20 protein-coding genes are annotated in these 22,206 nt (G+C 64.8%); 14 read left to right on the forward strand and 6 right to left on the reverse strand.

Translation table 11 applies throughout. The annotated features are described in order from the left end of the window. Nucleotides 1-26: 26 nt before the first annotated feature. The 3 genes from NKK52_RS00460 to NKK52_RS00470 are packed head-to-tail and all read left to right on the forward strand — an operon-like array spanning nt 27 to nt 3,456. Nucleotides 27-1,526: a sugar ABC transporter ATP-binding protein gene (locus NKK52_RS00460; RefSeq protein ID WP_198031475.1), complete on the forward strand. Its 1,500-nt coding sequence runs from the start codon at nt 27-29 to the stop codon at nt 1,524-1,526. Continuing rightward, a complete protein-coding gene (locus NKK52_RS00465; protein WP_023681859.1) occupies nt 1,523-2,488 on the forward strand; it encodes an ABC transporter permease in 966 nt (321 codons plus the stop codon). Before NKK52_RS00460 ends, NKK52_RS00465 begins: the two co-directional genes overlap by 4 nt. Continuing rightward, nucleotides 2,485-3,456, forward strand: a complete 972-nt coding sequence (locus tag NKK52_RS00470; protein ID WP_023695084.1) for an ABC transporter permease — start codon at nt 2,485-2,487, stop codon at nt 3,454-3,456. Before NKK52_RS00465 ends, NKK52_RS00470 begins: the two co-directional genes overlap by 4 nt. Here the strand turns inward: NKK52_RS00470 and NKK52_RS00475 are convergent. After that, nucleotides 3,430-4,371 carry an amidohydrolase family protein gene (locus tag NKK52_RS00475; protein ID WP_023701281.1) on the reverse strand — a complete coding sequence of 314 codons (942 nt, stop codon included), beginning with the start codon at nt 4,369-4,371 and terminating at the stop codon, nt 3,430-3,432. The genes NKK52_RS00470 and NKK52_RS00475 overlap by 27 nt on opposite strands. 71 nt (nt 4,372-4,442) lie before the next feature. Between NKK52_RS00475 and NKK52_RS00480 the strand changes: the two genes are divergently transcribed. From NKK52_RS00480 to NKK52_RS00495, 4 genes are read left to right on the forward strand one after another with little or no spacing between them, the layout of a single operon-like run. After that, on the forward strand, nt 4,443-5,768 hold the full coding sequence (locus NKK52_RS00480; RefSeq protein ID WP_031193247.1) for an alanine racemase: 1,326 nt from the start codon (nt 4,443-4,445) through the stop codon (nt 5,766-5,768). A gap of 38 nt (nt 5,769-5,806) precedes the next feature. Next, nucleotides 5,807-6,151, forward strand: a complete 345-nt coding sequence (locus NKK52_RS00485) for a RidA family protein (protein WP_023670576.1) — start codon at nt 5,807-5,809, stop codon at nt 6,149-6,151. Between the two features lie 2 nt (nt 6,152-6,153). Then, the gene (locus NKK52_RS00490; RefSeq protein ID WP_023681856.1) at nt 6,154-7,164 is read left to right on the forward strand and encodes a succinylglutamate desuccinylase/aspartoacylase family protein; all 1,011 of its coding nucleotides are present in this window, start codon (nt 6,154-6,156) and stop codon (nt 7,162-7,164) included. Nucleotides 7,165-7,184: 20 nt separating this feature from the next. Then, nucleotides 7,185-8,366 carry a hypothetical protein gene (locus NKK52_RS00495; RefSeq protein WP_031198356.1) on the forward strand — a complete coding sequence of 394 codons (1,182 nt, stop codon included), beginning with the start codon at nt 7,185-7,187 and terminating at the stop codon, nt 8,364-8,366. Nucleotides 8,367-8,440: 74 nt separating this feature from the next. Here NKK52_RS00495 and NKK52_RS00500 read toward each other — a convergent pair whose 3' ends face one another. The 3 genes from NKK52_RS00500 to NKK52_RS00510 are packed head-to-tail and all read right to left on the reverse strand — an operon-like array spanning nt 8,441 to nt 11,605. Further along, the gene (locus tag NKK52_RS00500; protein WP_023681854.1) at nt 8,441-9,292 is read right to left on the reverse strand and encodes a TIGR01459 family HAD-type hydrolase; all 852 of its coding nucleotides are present in this window, start codon (nt 9,290-9,292) and stop codon (nt 8,441-8,443) included. Beyond that, nucleotides 9,289-10,578 carry an FGGY-family carbohydrate kinase gene (locus NKK52_RS00505; RefSeq protein ID WP_031198358.1) on the reverse strand — a complete coding sequence of 430 codons (1,290 nt, stop codon included), beginning with the start codon at nt 10,576-10,578 and terminating at the stop codon, nt 9,289-9,291. Before NKK52_RS00505 ends, NKK52_RS00500 begins: the two co-directional genes overlap by 4 nt. Continuing rightward, complete coding sequence (locus NKK52_RS00510; protein ID WP_023681852.1) at nt 10,562-11,605, reverse strand: class II aldolase/adducin family protein; 1,044 nt, start codon at nt 11,603-11,605, stop codon at nt 10,562-10,564. Before NKK52_RS00510 ends, NKK52_RS00505 begins: the two co-directional genes overlap by 17 nt. A gap of 193 nt (nt 11,606-11,798) precedes the next feature. Here NKK52_RS00510 and NKK52_RS00515 point away from each other — a divergent pair, with 193 nt between their 5' ends. The 7 genes from NKK52_RS00515 (at nt 11,799) to NKK52_RS00545 (ending at nt 19,326) form a co-directional block, all read left to right on the forward strand. Continuing rightward, complete coding sequence (locus tag NKK52_RS00515; RefSeq protein ID WP_023681851.1) at nt 11,799-12,581, forward strand: DeoR/GlpR family DNA-binding transcription regulator; 783 nt, start codon at nt 11,799-11,801, stop codon at nt 12,579-12,581. Next, the gene (locus tag NKK52_RS00520; protein ID WP_023681850.1) at nt 12,578-13,957 is read left to right on the forward strand and encodes an FGGY-family carbohydrate kinase; all 1,380 of its coding nucleotides are present in this window, start codon (nt 12,578-12,580) and stop codon (nt 13,955-13,957) included. The genes NKK52_RS00515 and NKK52_RS00520 overlap by 4 nt, the downstream gene beginning before the upstream one ends. A 44-nt stretch (nt 13,958-14,001) precedes the next feature. Next, nucleotides 14,002-15,498: a sugar ABC transporter ATP-binding protein gene (locus NKK52_RS00525; protein ID WP_050591947.1), complete on the forward strand. Its 1,497-nt coding sequence runs from the start codon at nt 14,002-14,004 to the stop codon at nt 15,496-15,498. Further along, nucleotides 15,495-16,487, forward strand: a complete 993-nt coding sequence (locus NKK52_RS00530; RefSeq protein ID WP_023715631.1) for an ABC transporter permease subunit — start codon at nt 15,495-15,497, stop codon at nt 16,485-16,487. Before NKK52_RS00525 ends, NKK52_RS00530 begins: the two co-directional genes overlap by 4 nt. A gap of 76 nt (nt 16,488-16,563) precedes the next feature. Further along, entirely contained in the window at nt 16,564-17,502 is a 939-nt protein-coding gene (locus NKK52_RS00535) for an ABC transporter substrate-binding protein (protein ID WP_023670567.1), read from the forward strand. Nucleotides 17,503-17,568: 66 nt separating this feature from the next. Then, nucleotides 17,569-18,462 carry a sugar phosphate isomerase/epimerase family protein gene (locus NKK52_RS00540; RefSeq protein ID WP_023681847.1) on the forward strand — a complete coding sequence of 298 codons (894 nt, stop codon included), beginning with the start codon at nt 17,569-17,571 and terminating at the stop codon, nt 18,460-18,462. A 621-nt stretch (nt 18,463-19,083) separates the two neighbouring features. Then, the gene (locus tag NKK52_RS00545; protein WP_023670565.1) at nt 19,084-19,326 is read left to right on the forward strand and encodes a DUF768 domain-containing protein; all 243 of its coding nucleotides are present in this window, start codon (nt 19,084-19,086) and stop codon (nt 19,324-19,326) included. 33 nt (nt 19,327-19,359) lie between these two features. Here the strand turns inward: NKK52_RS00545 and NKK52_RS00550 are convergent, their stop codons facing one another. Next, nucleotides 19,360-20,478 (reverse strand): DmpA family aminopeptidase, encoded by a 1,119-nt coding sequence (locus tag NKK52_RS00550; protein WP_023681846.1) that lies wholly within the window; start codon nt 20,476-20,478, stop codon nt 19,360-19,362. Nucleotides 20,479-20,486: 8 nt separating this feature from the next. Next, entirely contained in the window at nt 20,487-22,160 is a 1,674-nt protein-coding gene (gene xseA, locus NKK52_RS00555; protein WP_023681845.1) for an exodeoxyribonuclease VII large subunit, read from the reverse strand. Between the last annotated feature and the right edge of the window lie 46 nt (nt 22,161-22,206).

Consider the following 22,206-nt stretch of genomic DNA (forward strand, 5'->3'; position numbering starts at 1 on the left):
CCTGAAGGGTTGTAGCGTTGACAACCATGGCTCCGCTGCTCGCGGCGCGGGGTGTGTCGAAGTCTTTCTTCGGCAACCCCGTCCTGCGCGACGTTTCAATCGCTCTCCAGCCGGGCCGCGTGCATGCGCTGCTCGGCGAGAACGGCGCCGGAAAGTCGACCTTGATCAACCTTTTGTCCGGCGCCTTGAGACCGGATGGCGGGACGATCGAGGTCGATGGACGCGCGGTCTCACGCATGACGCCGGCTGTTGCGCGGCAGGCCGGCATCGCCGTCGTCCAGCAGGAACTCAGCCTGACGGCCAGTCTTTCCATCGCCGAAAATATTGGTCTCGGCGCCTATCCCAAACGGTTCGGCCTGATTGACTACCGCGAACTCGCTGCGCGGGCGAGGACCGCATGCGAACTTGTCGGGCTGCACGAGCCGCTGTCGACGCCGGTCGGGCATCTGTCGCTCGGCCGCCGCCAAATGGTGGAGATCGCCAAGGCGCTCTACCGCCGGCCGCGCGTGCTCATTCTCGACGAACCGACATCGTCGCTATCGGCAACCGAAACCAAAATTCTCACCGATCTGCTGCAGCGGTTGCGCGGCGAAGGCATCGCCATTCTCCACATCTCGCACCGACTGAACGAAGTCATGGCGCTGTGCCAGCACGTCACCGTTCTGAAGGACGGCACCTGCACGGCCGACCGCACCCTGGAAGGCACCGACGCCGCCGGGTTGGTTCGGCTGATGGTCGGCCGCGATCCCGGTGATCTTTTTCCGCAATGGCAGCCTTCCAATTTGCCTGCCGACGCTATCTCTGTCCGAAATCTTTCGGCCGGCCTGATGCGCGACGTCGATCTGGATATCAAAACGGGCGAAGTGCTTGGCATTGGCGGCCTGGTCGGGCAAGGGCAGGAAGATCTGCTGCTCGGTCTCTACGGCGCCATTCCGGCACGGACGGCGTCGGCGACCGTCAACGGCGCCTCCGGCCTGCCCGGCGGCGTGCCGAAAGCCAACGCGCTGGGGCTGGCCTATGTGCCCGCGGATCGCAAGCGCGAGGGCCTGCACCTGATCCATCCCATCATCACCAACATGATGCTGCCCGCCTTTGCCAGGCTGCCGGCGCTGAAGCTGCGCAGCCGCCGCGCAGAGCGCGAGACGGCCAAAAGCCTTGCCGCCCAACTCGGCATCAAGGGTCACCTCGGCCGGGCGGCGCAGGCTCTATCGGGCGGCAACCAGCAGAAGGTGGCGCTGGCGAAATGGATGCCGCACGACCCGCTGGTGCTTCTGCTCAACGATCCGACGCGCGGCGTCGACGTCGAAACAAAACGTGAGATCTACATGATGCTTCGCAATTTCGCCGCCGCCGGCAAGGCGGTCGTGCTGCTCAGTTCCGACACGCCCGAACTCGTGCACCTTTGCGACCGTGTAGCCATCGTCCGCGAAGGCCGCATCGTCGCCATGCTGGCGCGTGGAGCGCTGAGCGAGGAAGCCATCGTCTCCGCGGCGATGGGCGCCGAACAGCGGAAGGTTGCGGCATGAACGGATCTTCCTCCGCCCGGCAGACCGATGCGCTCTACTGGCCGGTGCAGATGCGTCGCAATGTCGGCGTGCGCAGCCTGTTTGCCGTCGTCCTGGTGTTTCTCATCGCCTATGGCGTCCTCTTTCCGGGCCTGTTCACGGCGTCCGGCTTCGCCAAATTCACGCAGAGCTGGTTTCCATTGGCGCTGGTCGCCATGGCGCAGGCGATCCTGATGCTCACCGGCGGCATCAGCCTAGCCATCGGCGCGACGGTCAGCTTGGGCGCGGTCATCGCCGCGACGACGATGGCCGGGCCGCTGGGCGTCGCCGGGGGCACTGCCGCAGTGGCGCTGACGGGCCTCGGCATCGGGGCGGCGACCGGCTTCATCGTGGTACGGCTTCGGCTGCCGGCCATCGTGGTGACGCTTGCCGGGTCGTTCATCATCGGCGGCGCCGCACTGCTGATCCTGCCGCGGCCCGGCGGCGCAATCCCGGCGTGGCTGTCCGACCTGCTTGCCGGCAACACACCGGCGGCATTCGTGCTGCTGGTGGTCATCATTCTCCTGTGGAAGCTCTATCTCGCCACGCCGCTTGGCTTGAGCCTCTATGCCGCCGGCGAGAATCCGGTCGGCGCCTATCGCTCCGGCGTGCCGGTCGACGGCGCGCGCATTGCGGCCTATGCGATCAGCGGTCTGCTCTCCACTGGCGCCGGCTTGTTCGTCGCCGCACAGACCGGTTCGGGCGACCCGGTCATCGGCGCCGCCTTTACCCTGAACTCGATTGCCGCTGCGGTGCTCGGCGGCATCGGCTTCCTCGGCGGCCAGGGCACGATGCGCGGCGCGCTTGCCGGCAGCCTGCTGCTCAGCCTGATGATCAGCGTCATGTTCTTCCTCGGCTTCACGCCGGTCGCACAATATGTGGCCCAGGGCCTGATCATCATCGGCGCGGTCGCCATCCCGCAATCCCGCAAGGCACAGCAATGACAGCATGGAATGACAGCGCGGGCGGCAAACGCGCCCTGACGGTCCTGCGCAGCCGGCCGTTTCTCACCGTTGCCATCGTTGCCGCGGTCTGGATCGTGGCGAGCTTCGTTTCGCGCGGCTTCGGCGCTTATGGCCATCTGCGCTATCTGGTGGAGCTCGGCGCCGTCATCGGCCTGGTTGCCGCGGGCCAGACTTTTGTGGTGATCGCCGGCGGCATCGACCTTTCCGTCGCGGCCATCGTCACGGTCAGCGCCGTCAGCCTGCCGCTGCTGTCGTGGCAGGTGGATCCGACCGGCATCACCGCCATTCTTGCCGTTCTGGTGCTGACCACGGCAATCGGCCTGGTCAACGGGCTCGGCGTCGCTTTGCTGCGCGTCCACCCGATGATCATGACATTGGCCATGGCGACATTCTTGCAGGGTCTGTTGATCATCATCGCCGGCGGCAGCGCCGTGACCGCCGAGAACCCGCTGGTCCACTGGCTCGGCAATGGCCGGCCGGCCGGCATTCCCGCTGGCGTATTGTTGTGGGTGGTCGTGTCGGCGATCGTGCTGACCACGATGCATGCGACATCGCTCGGCGCCCGCATCTTCGCCATGGGCGCGAACCCACTTGCCGCGGCATTGTCCGGTGTTCCGGTCACGTCCACGACGCTTGCGGTCTACGGCATCAGCGGCTTCTGCTCGGGACTTGCCGGCGTGCTCGTGTTGGGCATGAACGGACAGGGCTATGTCGGCATCGGCGATCCCTATCTGCTCGCCTCGATTGCCGCTGTGGTCCTCGGAGGCACCTCGATCCTCGGCGGGCTTGGCACCTATGCCGGCACCATCCCCGGCGCCATCCTGCTGGTCACCATCACCGCGCTGATCACCGTCGTCAACGCATCGCCCGGCTGGCGCAGCATCCTGTTCGGCTCGCTGATCCTCGGCCTGCTGCTGCTCTCAGGCCGGGAGCAGGCGCGCCGATGACACATCGTCGAGCCGATAGATGCGCCTTGCGTTGCCGAAGAACAGCGCCGTCTGCTCGTCGGCGGAAAAGTCCGCTGTGATGGTTTTGAAGCCGTCATATATGTCATCGAACGAGGCATGCAGGCCGGCGACCGGAAAGTCGCTGCCGAACATGGCGCGACCGGTGCCGAAACAATCGATGCAATGCAGGACGACGGGCTTCAGGCTGTCGAGCGTCCAGTCATGATCGTAGGCGACCAGATCCGATATTTTGATGGCGACGTTGTCGCATTGCGACAGAAGCCGCAGCCCGTCGCGCCATCTCTGCATGCCGTCGGCGTCGCGGTCGATCGGACTGCCGCAATGGTTGAGCACGAATTGCTGATCGGGGAAGGCAGCCGCAAGGCGAGCCGCGCCGGCGAGCTGGCGCGGAAACACCATCAGGTCGAAGGCCAGCCGATGCTGGCCAAGCAAGGCAAGCCCGGCGCGCCAGGCCGGATCGTCCATGATGCCGTCACGGGCCGCAAAACGGCGGGCAGGGTCGGGATCCCAGCTCAATATGTCGCGCACGCCGGCGACACGCTCGAACGCGGCTTGCGCTTCGATCAGCGCAGGCGCCTGGCGATCGGCGAGCGGCACGTGAACGACATAGCGGGCGGCGACGCCGCGCGATTTGTCGAGTGCTTCAAGCCAGCGCGTTTCTCCGATGCAGTCGCCACTCGCCCAGCCGGCTTCGACATGGAGGGTGGCGACGACATTATGCCCTATGGCATCGCGCGCATAATCCCCGGGCAGATAGTTCCGCCGCAAGGGGCCAAGCTCGCCCAGGCCGCCGCGCTCGCCGGCCGTGGCGCCGAGCCAGGGATGCCGTCCCAGGCTGAGATCCCAAAGATGATGATGGGCGTCGATGATCGGTCCGGCGTAAGGTTCTGGCACGTATCTCTCTCAGGCTGTGACCGGCGATCGATTCTGGCTTCGTTCTGCGACGGTGAAAGGGTTAGCATCGGATGACTGAAAACTCACCGGTTCCAGCCCTTTCGGTGCACGAAAATTTTCAGCTCGACGACCGCATCCGCGGCGTGCCTCCCGGCACAACCGGGCTTGACAGCAGCCTTGTCGCGGCCGAGCACTGGCATCCCGCCGATGGACGCATGGCGCTTCCGGTGCTGACCCTCGACGAGGCGGCCTTCTCCGTCAATCGCGACCTGTTCCTGCGCTATGCGCGCGAACACAATGTTGAGATCGCTCCGCATGCCAAGACGCCGATGGCGCCCGACCTTGCCCGGTCGCTGGTCGAGGCCGGCGCATGGGGCACGACGGTCGCCGACATCAGGCAAGCGACAGTGATGCTGAAGGCCGGCTTGACACGGCTGATCATCGCCAATGAGGTTGGCGGAGCCGGCGGCGCCAACCGGCTGGCGGTGCTTGCTGGTGCCTGGCCGGATGCCGAGCTCTATGTCTTTGCCGACTCGGTCGACGCCGTGAATGCGCTTGCCGAGGCCTGGCGCGCCAATGCGGCGCTGCCGCCGCTGCGCGTGCTGGTCGAACTTGGTGCGGGCAGGGCGGGCGCCCGCACCACCGCGCAAGCCGAGGCTATCGCCGATGCGATCACGGCTGCCGGCGGGCGGCTGCTGATCGCCGGCGTTACGACCTATGAAGGGGCGGCGGCGCAACCCGAGCCCGGTCGCACCGATGAGGTGATATCCCGCCTGCTGGCAATGACCGCCGACATGTTCCTGCGGCTGCGTGCCCGCGTCGGCGGCGACGCACCGCTGATCGTCACAGCCGGCGGCTCCGCCTTCTTCGACAGAGTGGTTGAAGCACTTTCGCCGGAGGTTTTCAGCGACGGCAACGCAACGCTGGTGCTGCGCAGCGGCGCCATCTTCTTCCACGACCACGGCACCTATGACCGTTCGCTCGGCGCCCTCGATGCCCGCAAGGGTTTTGCCATAGGCGGCATCAGCGCTTCGGCGCGGCATTCCTTTCGCCCTGCGCTACGCCTGTGGGCCGAAGTGCTGTCGCGGCCTGAGCCCGGCCTCGTCATCTGCGGCATGGGGATGCGCGACGTGTCGTTCGACCAGGGATTTCCAACGCTGCTCACGGTCTTCCGCGCCGGGAAGCCGCTGCCGATGCCAGCGGCGCGCGCCGAGGTGGTCAAGCTCAACGACCAGCATGCCTTCCTGTCGATTGCGCCGAGCGACGACATCGCCGTCGGCGACGTCATCGAATTCGGCATCTCGCACCCCTGCACCTGCCTCGACCGTTATCGTGTGATCTTCGGGGTCGACGCGACCGGCCACGTCCGCCACGCTTTCCCCACCTGGTTCGGCTGACCAGATCCCCGAAAAAGAGAACCTCGAAAGGATCCGATATGATCAAGTATTTTCAGTCCGGCTCGCGCATGTCGCAGGCAGTCGTCTATGGCGGCCTCGTTCACATAGCCGGCCAGGTGGCCAACGATCGCAAGGCCGGCATCGAAGGCCAGACCAGCGACGTGCTTGCCAAAGTCGAGGCGCTGCTGGTCGAGGCCGGCAGCAGCAAGTCGAAGTTGGTGGCGGTCAACATCTTCCTGCCGCAGATCGGTGATTTCGAGGCCATGAACAGCATCTACGATGCCTGGATCGATCCTGCCCGCCTGCCGGCGCGGGCCTGCGTCGAGGCGCGGCTTGCCGACCCTGATCTGCGCATCGAAATCACCGCGGTCGCGGCGGTCTGACCATGCACACCGGCCTCGCCCACACGCTCGATTTCGACCGCGACGGCAAGACGCTCAGCCATCTAAGCATTCCGTTCTCGATCGATCGCTCGCCCTACTTTCAGGTCAAGGTGCCGATCTGCCTCATCCGCAATGGCGACGGCCCGTCACTGCTTTTGATGGCCGGCAATCACGGCGACGAATATGAGGGCGAGCTGTCGCTGGCAAAACTGGCGCGCCGGCTCGATCCGAAGCGGATCAAGGGCCGCATCACCATCATGCCGATGGCCAACGCCCCTGCGGTGATGGCCGCCAAGCGCTGCTCGCCGCTCGACGGCGGCAATCTCAACCGGGCCTTTCCCGGCGATCCCTCGGGAACGCCGACAAGCCGGCTCGCCAATTTCCTTGAGACGGAGCTGTTCCCCCGTCACGACGTCGTCTTCGATATCCATTCGGGCGGCACGTCGATGGAGCATCTGCCGACCGCGCTGGTTGAACGCAACGCCGATCCCGAGCGCCACCGGCGTGGCGTCGAGCTGATGCGCATGCTCGGCATGCCCTACGGCTTTATCGCTGACAACGGCCAGGCCTCGCCAACCTCGATGGGCGCAGCGCGCCGCGCCGGCGCCATCGGCGTCAGCGGCGAGTTCGGCGGCGGTGGCACCGCAACGGTCGATTCGATGGCGATCACGGCCCGCGCACTCGACCGTCTGATGATAGCAATGGGTGTGGTCGGCGCGCCGGTCCTTGGCGCAGGCGAAAAGCCTTCGGCGCCGACAAGGCTGCTGTCCCTGTCCAGGCACAGCCAGGGCCTCTATGCCACCCGCCGCGGCTGGTTCGAGCCCGCCGCCAGGCTCGGCGACAGTGTCACTTCAGGACAATTGGCCGGCTGGTACCACGATCTCGAGCGGCTCGATGTTGCCGAGGAGGCCCTGCATTTCGCCGAAAGCGGCTTGGTGCTGTCGCGCCGGCTGCACACGATGTGTGAGGCGGGCGACTGCCTAATGCAGGTCGCAGAGCCGGTCGACGGCTGAGCCAAAGGCAGAGATATTCCATGCAGCAACTGTCCATGTGGACCTATCCCTGGGACATCCAGGATCTCGGCCTGGAGACGGTCGAACGTGATCTTGTCGAGCGCGCCGGGCTCAACATGATCAGCCTGGCGACATCCTATCATGCCGGGCGCTTCCTGCAGCCGCGCAGTCCGCGCCGCAAGGCCTATTTCCCTGAGGACGGCACCATCTATTTCAAGCCGACCGCTGCGCGCTGGGGAAGTCTAGCCGTCCAACCCAAGGTGGCTGACGTGATCACCGAGGGCGGCGACGTGCTCGGTCAGCTCATCCGCCGTCGCGACGCGGGCGGGCTAGGCGTTTCGTGCTGGACGGTCTGCCTGCACAACACCCGCCTGGGCATGCTGCATCCGCAGGCCGTCACCCGCAACGCCTTCGGCGACGCCAACTACTACAATCTCTGCCCGTCCCATCCCGATGCGCGCGCCTATGTCCGCGCGCTGATCGCCGACATCTCGCACAGCTATCGGCCGGACCGGATAGAACTTGAAAGCCCGTCCTTCATGGGCTTTGCCCATGAATACCATCACGAGAAGGACGGTGTCGGGCTGACGCCGGAAGACGATTTTCTTTTGTCTCTGTGCTTCTGTCCGTCCTGCGTCGCCCGTGCGGCAAAAGCCGGCATCGATGCCGAGGCGGCGCGTAAGCTCACCAGGCAATGGATCGTCGAGACCTGCGAGCGTGCGGTGCCTGAGCGGCGCTTTCCCGATTTCCCCGCCTGCGGCCTCGACGCCTTTGCGCCGTGGCCGGAGCTCCATGCCTATCTCTTGTGGCGATTCGAGCCAGTGACCAGCCTGGTCGCCGAACTGCGCGAGGTAGCCGATCCCACGACGCGGGTCGTCATTATCGATCTGAAAGACGGCTGGCTTGGCGGTTGCGATCTGGCAGCGCTGGGCAAGGTCTGCGACGGGGCGATCCTGTGCGCCTACGACATGCAGGCCGGCGATGTCGCCAGCCTGATGGCGGCCGGCCGTGCGGCACTGGGCGCGGACAAATTCCTCGGCGCCGGCTACCGGCTGTTCTATCCGGAAATGGCCCGCCCCGACATCCTCGCGGCCAAGGTGAAGCCGGCGCTGGCGCCCGGTGTGGACGGCGTCAATTTCTACAATTACGGCCTCATTCCAGCCGCGCGGCTCGACTGGATCCGCGCTGTTCGGCAGTCTTGAGCCAGCCGGCCAATGCTCGTGGCCACGAGGCGTTGAGGCCGGATTCGGGCGCGAGCGCTGCCGGGTTAATCAAATCAGCGAAACCTGAAGCCATCCATGGTGTAATCCGGGTAGGCGTCCATCGTGTCGAACAGGTCGAACAGGTCAGGTGTGTCCGCCAATATTCCTGACAGAACCAGCACCGTGGCCACGCCGGCAGCAAGTCCGCCGGCGATGTCGTGTTCGACGCTGTCGCCGACGCAGACCACAGTGCTGCGGTCTGGATTGCCTGCCACCGCTAGCGCAGCGCCGAATATAGTGGGGTAAGGCTTGCCGATACGCGTGACGCTACCACCGAGGTCCTCGTAGAGATCCGCCAGCCGGCCGGCGCCGAAGCGCGGCCCCACTGCCGTCAGCATGATCTTGTCAGGGTTGGTGCAAAAGCATGGCACCTGCCGCACCGCAGCCGGCGCAAGAAGCCGGCGATAGTGCTCAAGATCGTAGCGGTCGCCCTCGCTGGCCGAAATCAGCACCAGCCCGGCATCGTCACCGTCCTTGGTCAATGCGAAGGGCAGACCTTCGATCGCCGAGCGGTCATCGTCGCGGCTTATCAACAGGCATTTCGTGTTTGGCAGTAGCTTTCCGGATACCGCCATGTCGTGGAAGAACTCCCACGCGACCTCGCCGGAAGAAACAAAATGGTCCCAGCTTCCCGGTTCGAAGCCGAGCTTTAGCAGCCGGCTCTCGTTAGGCCCCGCCCGCTTGCCGGAGTTCGAGATCAGCACAATGGTCTTGCCGGCGCGCTTCAGCGCCGACAGTGCTTCCACTGCCCCTGGATAGGGGCTGGCGCCGTCATGCAGCACGCCGAACTGATCGAGCAGGAAAAAATCATAGCGCTCGGCCAGCTGGTTGACGCCGTTGAGGTGTTCGACTGTTTTCGCGCTCATAGAAGCCCCGCCGCGCTTGCGCCCATCAGCGCCAGCCGCGCTGTGCCGGCGGCGGCTTCGTGCGAAAGCGCCGGCAGGAAATCAACACCAAGTCTGCGCTGCCGGATCGCCGTCCAGGCGGCATTCGCCGCACCGCCGCCGACGCTTCTGACCGACGTCAGCTGCGGAGCGCCGAGCTCGGCGAGCCTGTCATAGCCGAGCGCCTCGATCGCGGCGATACCCTCCAACATGGCTTTCAGATAGTCGGCGTCCTCCACCGGTCGCGGCACAAGACGCGGCGGCAGTGCCGGATCGGCGATCGGAAAGCGTTCGCCTGCAGTGGCAAGAGGATAGTAGTCGAGGCCGGTCTCGGTCATCGGGTCGATCGCCATGCTCAGCTCGACGATGCGCGCCAGAGGGAAATGCTGTGTCAGCACCTTGCCGCCGGAGTTCGATGCGCCGCCCGCCAGCCAGACATCTCCAAGCCGATGGCTGTAGATGCCGAAGCGTGGCGCCGAGATAGGCCGGTCGGACAGGATCTTGACGGTCAACGACGACCCCAGCGCGGTGACGCCGTCGCCTATTGCCGCGGCACCTGTCGCCAGGAACGAGGCGCAGCCATCGGTCGTTCCGGCGACGACGGCGATTTCGCGCGGTAAGCCGAACATATCCGCGGCATCCGCGGTGAGTTTGCCGACGACATCGCCCGGCCTGGCGATACCGGGCAGCAACTCCATGCGCATTTCGGTGGCCGCAATCCAGTCCGGCCAGCAGCGGGCCGTGATGTCGTAACCGGTTTTCAAGGCATTGTTCTCGTCGCTGACATCGAAGCGACCGGAGAATTGTCCCGCGATCCAGTCCGCCTGATGCAGCACCGCGGCAACACCGGGCGTGCGCTGGAACCAGAGCGCCTTGGCGAGACCGGACGTCGCCCCAAGTGCGGCACTGGTCGCTGGGGCTTCGCGAGCGATCGCGACCAGAATGGCGTTGTCGGCGACCGTATCGTTGTACATCAGCGGCTCGGCCAGCGGCCGCCCGGCGCCGTCGACCGGCAGCAACGTACCTGAAGTGCCGTCAACAGCGATCGACCGGACCGCTGTTCGGTCGATGCCCGAAAGCAGTTCCGCCAGCGCTGCGCCGACCGCTGACCACCACACTGCAGGGTCGCGGGCATTCCGGCCAAACAACTCGAGCGAAACGGCGGAACGCGCGGCAATGGAAAAATCTGGACGCATGGCGACCGCGCGCGCGCCGGACGTGCCGATGTCGATGCCTATGGCAAGCGGCGTGTCAGCGGCTGGCGGCATTGAGTTTCTGGCGATACTTCTCGGCGTCCCAGTTGACCAGTTCATCGTTCTCGGCGGCGGTGAGGTAGTTCAGCCGCGCTGCAATGTCGATGCGTGCCGTCACGTCGGCAAGGCAGCGTTGCATGGCGTCGGCGCCGGCACTGGCGTCGCCGCGCATCAGCACGCCCAGCCCGGGAAACAGGATCGCCACGGGCTTTGCACCGCACCGCTCGATGACGCGCGGCACATCCTCACCGGGCTTTGCCACCACCGACCCCCGACCCAGAAAGATGACGTGATCGGGGTAGAGGCTGCCCCCCGACGCCATGCGGCGGCTTTCGGGATCGATGGCGACCGCGTGCGCCTCGATTTCCGCCGGCAGCCTGTAACCGGTTTTCCCGGCCAGCGCCGCCAATCCCGCAACATCCGGTTCCGCCACTTGGCGCGCCGGCCGCGCCAGAAGCAGCGTGACGCGGCGCAGCAGCACTTCGGCCTCGGCGACGGTATCGGCCGCGACGACCAGCCCGTGATTGGCAAGGATCAGCACGTCGACCCCAGCCTGAAGCCGCTCGGCAATACCCTGGGCAAGCGGCAGGCCTGGCCGGAAATAAGGAACATACGCCCATTTGAGACCATCAAGGCGTCTGGCGGCTTCCACCTCGCAATTGGCCTGTACCGCCAGCGAAATGGTTTCGACGCAATGGACATGCAGGACGACGCGCTGCGGCATCAGCGCGTGAACGGTGGTTTCAATCGAAGGGCGCAGGCGCCGGGCGTTGAGCGTCTCGATAGCGAAGATCTGCGGCTGGTCGGCGGCGCTGTCGCGCTGTTCGACAGCCCTGAGCAGCGGCGCCATCGCCACCGGCACCATGATGTCTTCGGAGAGCGCATCCTTCAGCCATGTGCCGGAAGCCTTGATCCACAGCGTGTCGCCGGCTTTCAGCGAGGTGTTGCCGCCGGCGGCCTGGGTCAGGTTTGGGCTGCGCCCGATGCTGGCCGAAAGCGCCCGCAAGGCAGCCATTTCCTGCGCATCCGCATAGGTCGCCATGGCGCATTTCCTCTATCAGCCCCGCCAGCCTCGCAGCTTCGGATACCCGTCGTGGGATGTTGATGTGTATCGCAGATGCGAGCGACTTACGTCAATAGTGATCTAATTTCATCAAAGGTTCTTGCAATCGGAAAGATGTTGAGTAAGTTACGTCAAATGCCGTGGCAAAAACGGCTCCTGGGAGGAAAAACGATTGAGCGACTCCGGCCGCCAGCGTCAGATCGTCGAGTTGCTGCGGGATCGCCCCTTCGCGTCGGTGCGCGAACTGCAGGAGCAGCTCGGCGTGTCGGCGGCGACGGTGCGGCGCGACATCGACAAGATCGACGAGGCCGGTGAAGCACGGAAGGTCTATGGCGGCATCTCGGCGCTCGACGGCGCTTCACAGGCGGGTGTTGCCTATGCCAGGCCCTATGACGAGAACCGCGACCTCGCGGTCGAGGCCAAGCGGCAGATCGCCGCTCTCGCGGCCACGATGGTGCGCGACGGCGATGCGGTCATCGTGCATGGCGGTTCGACCTGCTTCCACCTTGGGGTCAAGCTGGCCGAGCGCAGCATCCGTCTCTATACCAATTCGATGCCGCTCGCGGCCTATCTGAGCGACCACGGCCATTGCAGCCTGACCGTTGCCGGCGGCGATCTGCATCGTGAGCCGGGCATCATCCATTCACCGACCCAGGCGGAGCCGTTCTACGCATCGAAGTTCTTTCTCGGCGCGCAAGGCCTTGGCCAGGAGGGCGTGCTGGAATCGCACCCGCTGCTGGTCCGCTCCATCGCCGATCTCAGCCTGTGTGCCGACCAGATCGTGGTGCTGGCCGACAGCCGCAAACTGTCGATCCACGCCCGTAACATCGCGCTGCCCTTGTCGCGCATCGGCACGCTGGTGACCGATGACGGCCTGTCCGACGTCGACGCGCGCATGCTGGAAGACGCGGGCGTCATGGTGCGCGTCGCCTCGGTTTCGGGAGCCATCCAGTGAAGATGGCCGTCCTCGATTTCGGCAAGACCAATTCGAAGCTGTTCGTCTTCGCTCAGGACGGGCGCATCGTCGACGAGGGCCGGACCCGGCCGAACTGGATGCGCAAAGATGGCTTCAGCGTGCTTGATGAGGCAGCACTTCACGATTGGGCGGTTCGCGCCGTAAGCGAGGCCGCCGACATCCATGGCGTAGAGGGCGTGATGGTGTCGGGCCATGGCTGCACCTTTGCCCTGGTCGACGAGGCGGCGCTGACGCATCCGATACTCGATTACGAGCAAGAGCCGCCGGCTGATATTGCCGCGCAAATTGATCGCCTCGTTCCGGATTTCACCGAGACCTTCTCGCCGCGATTGCCGCTCGGCTTCAACTACGGTCGCCACATGCTGTGGCTACAGGCGGTGCAACCCGGTGCATTCACGGCCGCGAAATCGATCCTCGGCTATCCACAATACTGGAGCTGGCGGTTTGGCGGCCGGGCGGTCTCGGAAGTGTCCTATCTCGGCTGCCACTCGCATTTATGGGCGCCGCGCAAGCGCGACTTCAGTTCGCTGGTCGACATCGAGGGCTGGCGCGACCGGATGCCCGCTTTCGAGCGGGCGGGCTCGGTTATCGGCGAGCAACGCCTCGGCGACACGAAGCGGCGGATCGCCATCCACAATGGTGTCCATGACAGCAATGCCGCGCTCCATGCCTATCGCCGGCAGGAGCTTGGCCCGGTCACCGTCGTCTCGACCGGCACCTGGGTCGTCGTGCTTAATCCGGATTGCCTGCTCGACGCGCTCGATGGCCAGCGCGACATGCTGGTCAATGTCGATGTCGACGGCGGCCCTGTGCCGACCATCCGCTTTATGGGCGGGCGCGAATTCGCCACGATCAGCGACGGCTGGCAAGGCGCGATCGCGCCGGCGACAGTGCAGCGGGTGATCAACGCCGGCAGCATGGCGTTGCCGAGCTTCGCGCCGGGCGGCCCAATGCCCGGCCGCGCCGGCAAATTGGTCGGCCGCATGCCAAGCGCCGAGGAACGCGCAGCCGTGGCGCTGCTCTACGTCGCGCTGATGGTCGACCTCTGCCTCGACCAGATCCATTCGGACAACACCGTGATCGTCGATGGCGGACTGAACGCTGGCGGCCTGCTCGCCGGGCTAGTGGCGCAACTGCGTCCCAGCCAGGCCTTCCTGCAAGGCGCCACACTGGAGGGCAGCGCCACCGGGGCGGCGGCGCTGGCCTTCGAGACCGTCGGCCGCGAATTTGCCGCGGAAGTGCCGGAGCCCGTGCGTGCCGCAAGCTTCACCGGACTTGCCCGATATCGCGACACATGGCGTGGCCTCATCGGCGAGCAGGGCATCCCCCGCGCGGCAGCGGGAGGCGCACGGTGATCGTCGCTGCTCAGGCCGAAGTCACGCGCCAGCCAGTGCTGGAAATGCGGCACATCTCGAAGACGTTCGGGCCAGTCCGCGCCTTGCAGGACGTGTCGCTGACCGTCCATGCCGGCGAAGTCCATGCGCTGATGGGTGAAAACGGTGCCGGCAAGTCGACTTTGATGAAGATGCTGTCCGGTGCCTATCGGCCTGATGCCGGCGGCGAGATACTGATCGACGGCGTGCCGGTCGCCACCGGCGACCCGATCAAGGCGCGGGCTCACGGCATTGCGGTTATCTATCAGGAACTGTCGCTGGCGCCCAACCTGACGGTCGCGCAGAACATCTTCCTCGGCAATGAGCCGAGGCGTTTCGGCATCGTCGACCGCGACCAATGCTACCGGCGCAGCAATGAGATCATCAAGCGTCTCGGCGTGTCCTTCACCGCAAGAGCCCAGGTTTCCAGCCTGTCGCTCGGCGAGCGTCAGCTGGTCGAAATCGCCCGCGCGCTTTCGACCAGCGCGCGCATCATCGTCATGGACGAGCCAACCACCTCTCTGACCTCGCGCGAGACCGACCGTCTGTTCGAGGTCATCGCGACGCTGAAGTCGCAAGGCATCGCCATCATCTACATCAGCCACCGCATGGAAGAGGTCTACCAGTTGGCCGACCGTGTCAGCGTGCTGCGCGACAGCGGCTATGTCGGCACACTTGAGCGCGCCGAGCTGAACGCCTCGCGCCTCGTCTCGATGATGGTTGGCCGCGACCTGTCGGCTTTTTACAGGAAGGATCATCGCCCGCCGGACAGCAAGCGCGCGGTCGCCTTGTCGGTGCGCGGCATGGCAGACGGCAATCTCCTGAAGAACTGCTCCTTCGAACTGTATAAGGGCGAGGTGCTGGCTCTGGCTGGCCTTGTCGGCTCGGGCCGCACCGAACTCGCGCGACTGATCTTCGGTGCCGACAGACGCATCGCCGGCACGCTGGAACTCGACGGCAAGCCAGTAACCATCGGCTCGCCAAGCGAGGCACTGAATGCCGGCATCGCCTATCTCACCGAAGACCGCAAGGAACTCGGCCTGTTTCTCGACATGTCGATATCCGACAACATCAGCATGGGCGTGCTGGCCAGGGATGCGCGGCCCGGCGGCTTGCGCGATTTCAAAGCCGCCGAGAGACGTGCTGCCACGGCCGTTTCGGATCTCTCCATCCGCACCAGGTCGGTACAGGCTAATGCGGGTTCGCTGTCGGGCGGCAACCAGCAGAAAGTGTTGCTTGCCCGCCTGCTCGAGACCGAGCCGCAAGTGGTCATCCTGGATGAACCGACGCGCGGCGTCGATGTCGGAGCGAAGTCGGAAATCTACCGGCTGATCGACAATCTCGCCAAAAAGGGCATCGCCATCCTGATGATCTCCAGCGAACTGCCGGAGGTGATCGGCGTTGCCGACCGCGTGCTGGTAATGCGCGACGGCACGATTGCCGGCGAGGTTACGGCGTCCAAAGACCAGCCGCTGCGCCAGGAAGCAATTATGGAACTTGCAACGGGAGCGGCCAAGGGATGACCGACAAGGCGACCGAGATCAGTGGCCAGGCTGTCGGCAGGAGCCGGCGGTTGCGCACCGCCTTCGCCGCCCTTGGTATGCTGCCGATCCTGATCCTGCTGGCGGTCGGCTTTCAGTTGATGAACGCGCGCTTCTTCACCCAGACCAATTTGCTGATCGTCATGCAGCAATCGTCGATCAACATTGTGCTGGCAGCGGGCATGACCTTCGTCATCCTGACCGGCGGGATCGACCTGTCCGTCGGCTCGATACTTGCCGCCTCGGCGATGGTGGCGGTGATGGTGTCGCTGGTGCCTGATTGGGGACTGCTGGGCGTGCCGGCGGCCATTCTCGTCGGCCTCGGCTTCGGCGTCATCAACGGGCTGCTGATCGCCTATATCAGACTGCCGCCCTTCATCGTCACGCTGGGGTCGCTGACCGCTGTGCGCGGCGTCGCCCGCCTGCTCGGCCAGGACACCACGGTGTTCAACTCGGACCTGCCGTTCGACTTCATCGGCAACGGTACGCTGTTCGGCGTTCCCTGGCTGGTCATCATCGCCTTGTCGGTCGTGGTGCTGTCCTGGCTGGTGCTCAAGCGCACCGTGCTCGGCACCTGGATCTATGCCGTCGGCGGCAATGCCGAAGCGGCGCGGCTGACCGGCATCAAGGTGCCGCTGGTGCTGCTCTTTGTCTATGGCGTTTCCGGCCTGCTGGCCGGCCTTGGCGGCGCCATGTCAGCGGCCCGGCTCTATGCGGCCAACGGGCTGCAGCTTGGGCAGTCTTACGAACTCGACGCCATTGCCGCGGTCATTCTCGGCGGCACCAGCTTCGTCGGCGGCGTCGGCTCGATCTGGGGTACGCTGATCGGTGGCCTGATCATAGCGGTGCTATCCAACGGGCTCATCTTGGCCGGTGTCTCGGACATCTGGCAGTACATCATCAAGGGATTGGTCATCATCGTGGCAGTCGCCCTCGACCGCTACAGGCTCCAGGCAGGAGCGAGAACGTGATTGACCTTGGTCGCCGGCGTAAACGACCGGTTTGTGTAACGCACCGTGAGAGGCGCGGGGCAATTGGAGGAAAGCAATGAAGACCATCGCTAAACTGCTCTGCGGCGTCGCACTCGCGGCCGCCGCCATCGCGCCCGCATCGGCCAAGGACCTCAACAAGGTCGGCATCTCGGTCGGCCTGCTCGGCAACCCCTTCTTCGTCGCCACCATCAAGGGCATCGAGGACGCGGCCAAGAAGATCAACCCGAAGGTCGAGGTAACCTCAGTGTCGGCCGACTACGACCTCAACAAGCAGGTCTCTCAGGTCGATTCCTTCATCGCCGCCGGGGTCGACGTGATCATGCTCAATGCGGTCGATGCCAAGGCGATCGGCCCGGCGGTGAAGAAGGCGCAAGCAGCGGGCATCGTCGTTGCCGCCTTCGACGTCTCGGCGCCAGGCGCCGACGTCACCGTCATGACCAACAACGTCAAGGCCGGCGAAGAGGCCTGCCAGTATCTGGTCGACCACACCGGCGGCAAGGGCGACTACGTTATCCTCAACGGCCCCGCGTCGTCGTCGATCCTGGAGCGGGTGAAGGGCTGCAAGGACGTCCTTGCAAAACACCCCGACATCAAGATCCTCTCCGACGATCAGAATGCCGAAGGCTCGCGCGACGGCGGCCTGAAGGTCTTCCAGTCGCTGCTCACCCGCTTCGACAAGATCGATGCGGTGTTTGCCATCAACGATCCGACGGCGATCGGCGCCCAGCTTGCGGCCAAGCAGCTCAATCGCTCGGAGTTCATCTTCACCGCAGTGGATGGCGCTCCCGATATCGAGAAGGAACTCGCTTCCGGCACCTCGATGATCAAGGCCTCGGCTTCGCAGGATCCCTACGTGATGGCTGGCCAGTCGCTGACGATGGCGGCTGAGCTGCTTGCCGGCAAGAAGCCGGCGGAGCCGACCGTGCTGCTCGACCCGAAGCTGATCACGGCCGAGAACCTGAAAGACTACAAGGGCTGGACCGCAGCCCGCTAAGCCTCCCAAGGCCGATGCGGCCGGGGCAACCCGGCCGCATCTCAATTCCAGAAACGGGAGACGATCATGTCGCGCATCGGTATTCATTCCTTCGTCTGGTCGGCGAGCTCGGCGCAAGGCGACCTCGAACGCACGCTGGCCAACACCAGAGAGGCCGGCTTCGACCTGATCGAGTTCTCCTATCTTGACCCGGCCAATGTCGACGTTGGCGGGTTGGCCAGGCGCATCGCCGACCTCAAGCTCGGCGTCGCGATCAGCATCGGCCTGCCGGCCGACGGCGACATTTCGAGTGCCGACAAGGCGGTTGCCGCGCGCGGCGTCGAGATCCTCAACGAGACGATCGCGCTCACCCGCGATCTCGGCGGCCAGAAGATTGGCGGCATCCTCAGCACCAGCCACGGCTTGCAGACGCAGGCGCCGACGCGCGATCAGTGGAACCGCAGCGCGGGGACACTTGCGAAGGTTGCGGAGACGGCCAAGGCCGCCGGCGTCACGCTCAATCTGGAGATCGTCAACCGCTTCGAAAGCAATCTGCTCAACACCGCTTCACAAGGCCTGGCCTTCATCGCGGACACCGGCTCCGACAACATCTTCCTGCATCTCGATACCTTCCACATGAACATCGAGGAGGCCGATGTCGGACTGGCTATCCGCCATGCCGCTGACAAGATCGGCTATGTCCATATCGGCGAGAGCCATCGCGGTTTCCTCGGCACCGGCAATATCGACTTTGCCGCCATCTTCGATGCGCTGACCGCAATCGGCTATAGGGACGACCTCAGCTTTGAATCCTTCTCGTCGAAGATCGTCGACGAGAACCTCTCACGGAAGACCGCGATCTGGCGCAATCTGTGGGCCGACAATATGGAACTGGCCCGGCATGCGCGCGCCTTCATCTCAATCGGGCTGGAGACGGCGCAGCGCAAGGCAGAGCTTGTCGCATCGAGACATCGTCCTTAGCAGGAGCGCGCTGCCAAAGCGCCAATGTTGTCGTTCATCCGGCCCGCGCGTTACGTGCAAGGAATCGACGTCGGAGGCGCTGAGTGTGGCGGAGGCAGTCGAGCGGGGTGACGCTGACGAGAGCTTTCTGATTTTGGCTCACGAAACGCAATAAAATCAACATCTTCATACGCCCTCCGGGGCCATCCGATCTCCATACTGGACGGGGATGACGTTTGACACAGCGCGGCGGAAGGAAGCAGGATGGCTGATAGAGTCGACATCGCATAATGATGTCACTATATAGCGGCGGCTTCGACCGTGTAGCTGTGGCTGTGTACCACGAAGCAGCAGAAAATGTGTTACGCGTTGTGATCCCTATTGTGATACAAATCGGCCGTCGACAGCAGGAAAAGATCGTAAGAACAACAGCATAGAGCCGAAGCCGATCCCGGCCAACGTACCACTCTATCAAACAATCAGAACGTGCTCATTGAACCCTTCCCTTCATTCGGCTCTTCGGACCTCCGACAAGATCAACTTGCCGGGCGAAGCCGACTCGGTTCGAATGGCAGCATGCATCCTTTACCGGGTGCGGACGTTTACGGTTACCAACCGGCATAGCCGCCAGGGAAAAGCAGTATGAGTGAACATGCGATCGAGTTCTTGCGCGGATGGATCGGCGAAAAGGTCCACTGCCAGCACTCGCCGGTAAAGATCGAGAAGCAGGCCGAGACCCTCGCCAAGGAGTGCGCGGCCAAGGCCGCTGAGGTCGGCATTCCGCTGGAAGATATCCAGGAAGAAGTCGGCGACATCCAGGAACTGATCGCATCGCGGCTCGAAGAGGCGGCCGAGGCCGACCAGAGCAACGCGGCCAAGCCGTGACGCAACAGGCCTGGCGCCGCCAGGCCTTGTCCTCTATCCAAATCGATCTTTCAGCCAGGCCTTCGGCAGCGCCGGCACGAAATTGCCGTCGCGTCCGCTCATATCCTCATTGGCGACCATTGCATTGAGAATCGCCTCCTCTACGCCTTGCGCCACCGCATCGAAGAACGGATCGATATCGACGTCCGGGATGTAAGCGACGTTTGCGGTTCGTCCCGATGGTGCAAGTGCTGCTTGCGGATTGGCGGTGGTGAAGGCCAGAAAAATGTCGCCCGAACTGTGGTAGCCGAAGCCGCCTGTCATGGCGATGCCGAGCGGCACGCGCTTTGCCAGCCGCTTCATCTGGTGCGGCAGAAATGGCGCATCGGTGGCGACGATGGCGATGATCGAGCCCTTTTCGGCACGCGGCGTGCCTTCGCGCATCGCCGGCTCTACCAGATCAGGCCCGACGCGGGCGCCGCGCAGTGTGAAATTGCGCCGCTTGCCGAAATTCGCCTGCACGAATACGCCGACCGTATGCCTGATGCCCTGCCACTCGACGATGCGCGATGCCGTGCCCGAGCCGGCCTTGAAGCCAAAGGCAATCATGGCGGTGCCGCCGCCGACACTGCCTTCCTCGATCGCTCCACCGGCGGCACCGTCGAGCGCGGCTTCGACATCTTCGAAGCCGACGTGATGACCGTTGATGTCGTTGAGGAAACCATCATAGGTCTCCGCCGCAACCGGCAGGCCCCAGCCGCTGTCGAGCGCCGGCGGCAGCACGCGTTGCATCCAACGCAGCGTGCCGTCGCGGGTAACGCCGCAGGAATGCGTGTTGGTGATCGTGACCGGCAGGTTGAAGGCGCCGACTTCCTCGATAATGTGCGACCCCGTCAACTCGCCATTGCCGTTCTGGCTGAAGACACCGGCAAACACCGGCGTGGCGAGCTCAGCCAACGGCCGCGGCAGGATGGCGGTGACGCCGGTGCGCACCGGCCCCGTGCCAACCTCGAGCAGACCCTCGCCGGAAATCAGCGTCGCATAGCCGACCGATACGCCGGGCACATCGGTGATGGCGTTGAAGCCGCCCGGCGTGCCCTCGAAGGCAATGCCGAAAGCACGGGCGCGCGGCTTGCCCGCCGGCGTTTGAAGATGCGGGTCATGTCCGGTCATGCGGTCCTCTAAAAAAGCGAGCCCTGATTGCCCGGTTCTTTCGGTTTGCTGGCCGCCGGCTTTGCGGCGGGTTTGCTGGCGGGCGGCGTGGCCGCTGGTTTGGCAACGGCCTGCACCCGCTCGGCGTCGCCGGTCGCGACCGCATTTACGATGCCGTCGGCGAACTCCAGCTGCAGGCCAGCGCCCGGCGTCACATCAACTGCCAGTTTGATCACCGCGCCGTCGGCATCCTTGACCAGCGCGAAGCCGCGGGCCAGCACAGCCTTGTGCGACAGCGTTGCCATCAGCCTCTCGGATTGGACAATGCGGCCGCGCAGTCGCTCCAGCCTGAGCAGTACCGCTTGCGTGCCGCGTCTCGTCAAAGCTGTCAGCAGATCCCTCTGCACGGTTTGCCGCCGTGCCGTTGGCTCGATCGTAATGCGGCCTTGCAGCAAAGCCAGTTGCTGCCTGTGCCGTTGCAGGGATGCTTTTGCGCATTTTGGCAGTTGATCCGCTGCGCGATTGAGTTCCGCGCGCCGGGCTCTCGCCAATGCGCGCAGCGCCCCCTGGGCGCGCAAAAGGTTGCGGTCGTTGGTTCGTCGCGCCTCGGCAATCCGCCGCGACAGCGTTGCCGGAGTGAGCTTCACGGCGAAGAACCGAGCTCGCTTTCTTTCGGTGGAGACCATCAGCCCCCGGCTAAGCCGGCTGGCCGCCTCGTCCAGCCGCCGTCGCGGCAGCGCCAGCAACTGGTCGGGTGAGGGCAGTGCCCGGGCCGCCGCACGCGAGGCCTGCCGCTTGCGTTCGAAATTGCGCAAGGTGGCTGCTTTGAGACGTGCGCCAAGACTGGCTAGTGTCGCTTCGAGGTCCGCTTTCACCGGCACCGCGATCTCCGCCGCACCTGTCGGCGTCGGTGCGCGCATGTCGGCGACCAGGTCGATCAAGGTCCAGTCGGTCTCGTGCCCGACGGCCGAAATCACCGGAATGCGCGAGGCGGCGACGGCGCGCGCCAGCCCTTCATCGTTGAACCCCCAGAGGTCCTCGAGGCTGCCGCCGCCGCGCGCCACGATCAGAAGGTCGGGCTGGGCAATCGCGCCATCCCAGGGCAGCGCGTTGAAGCCGTTGACGGCGGCCGTCACTTCCGCCCCCGCCGTCTCGCCCTGGACTCTTACCGGCCAGACCAGCACATGCAGAGGAAAGCGGTCCTTGATGCGATGGATGATGTCACGGATCACCGATCCGGTCGGCGAGGTGACGACGCCGATGGTGCGCGGCATGAACGGCAGCCGCCGCTTGCGGCCGGCATCGAAAAGTCCTTCGGCCTGCAGTCGCCGCTTGCGCTCTTCCAAAAGCGCCATCAGCGCCCCGGCGCCGGCGGGTTCTAGATTGTCGATGACGATCTGGTAGTTGGATTTGCCGGGATAGGTGGTGAGTTTGCCGGTGGCGATCACCTCCATCCCCTCTTCGGGACGGAATTTCAGCCGGCTCATCGTGCCTTTCCAGACCACGGCATCGAGCCGCGCGCGGTCGTCCTTCAGGGTGAAATAGGCATGGCCGGAAGAGTGCGGCCCGCGATAGCCGGAAATTTCGCCGCGCACCCGCACATGGCCGAAGACATCCTCGACCGTGCGCTTCAGCGCGCCGGAAATCTCGCTCACCGTGTATTCGGTGGCATTGGTTCGTGATTCGGATTCTGCGTCGCTCATCGGCCGATTGAGCGGCTGTTGTCGCTCCGCGTCAAGATTCCATAAC

Origin of the sequence: Mesorhizobium sp. C277A, assembly GCF_040324395.1 — a bacterium.
Taxonomy (GTDB): domain Bacteria; phylum Pseudomonadota; class Alphaproteobacteria; order Rhizobiales; family Rhizobiaceae; genus Mesorhizobium.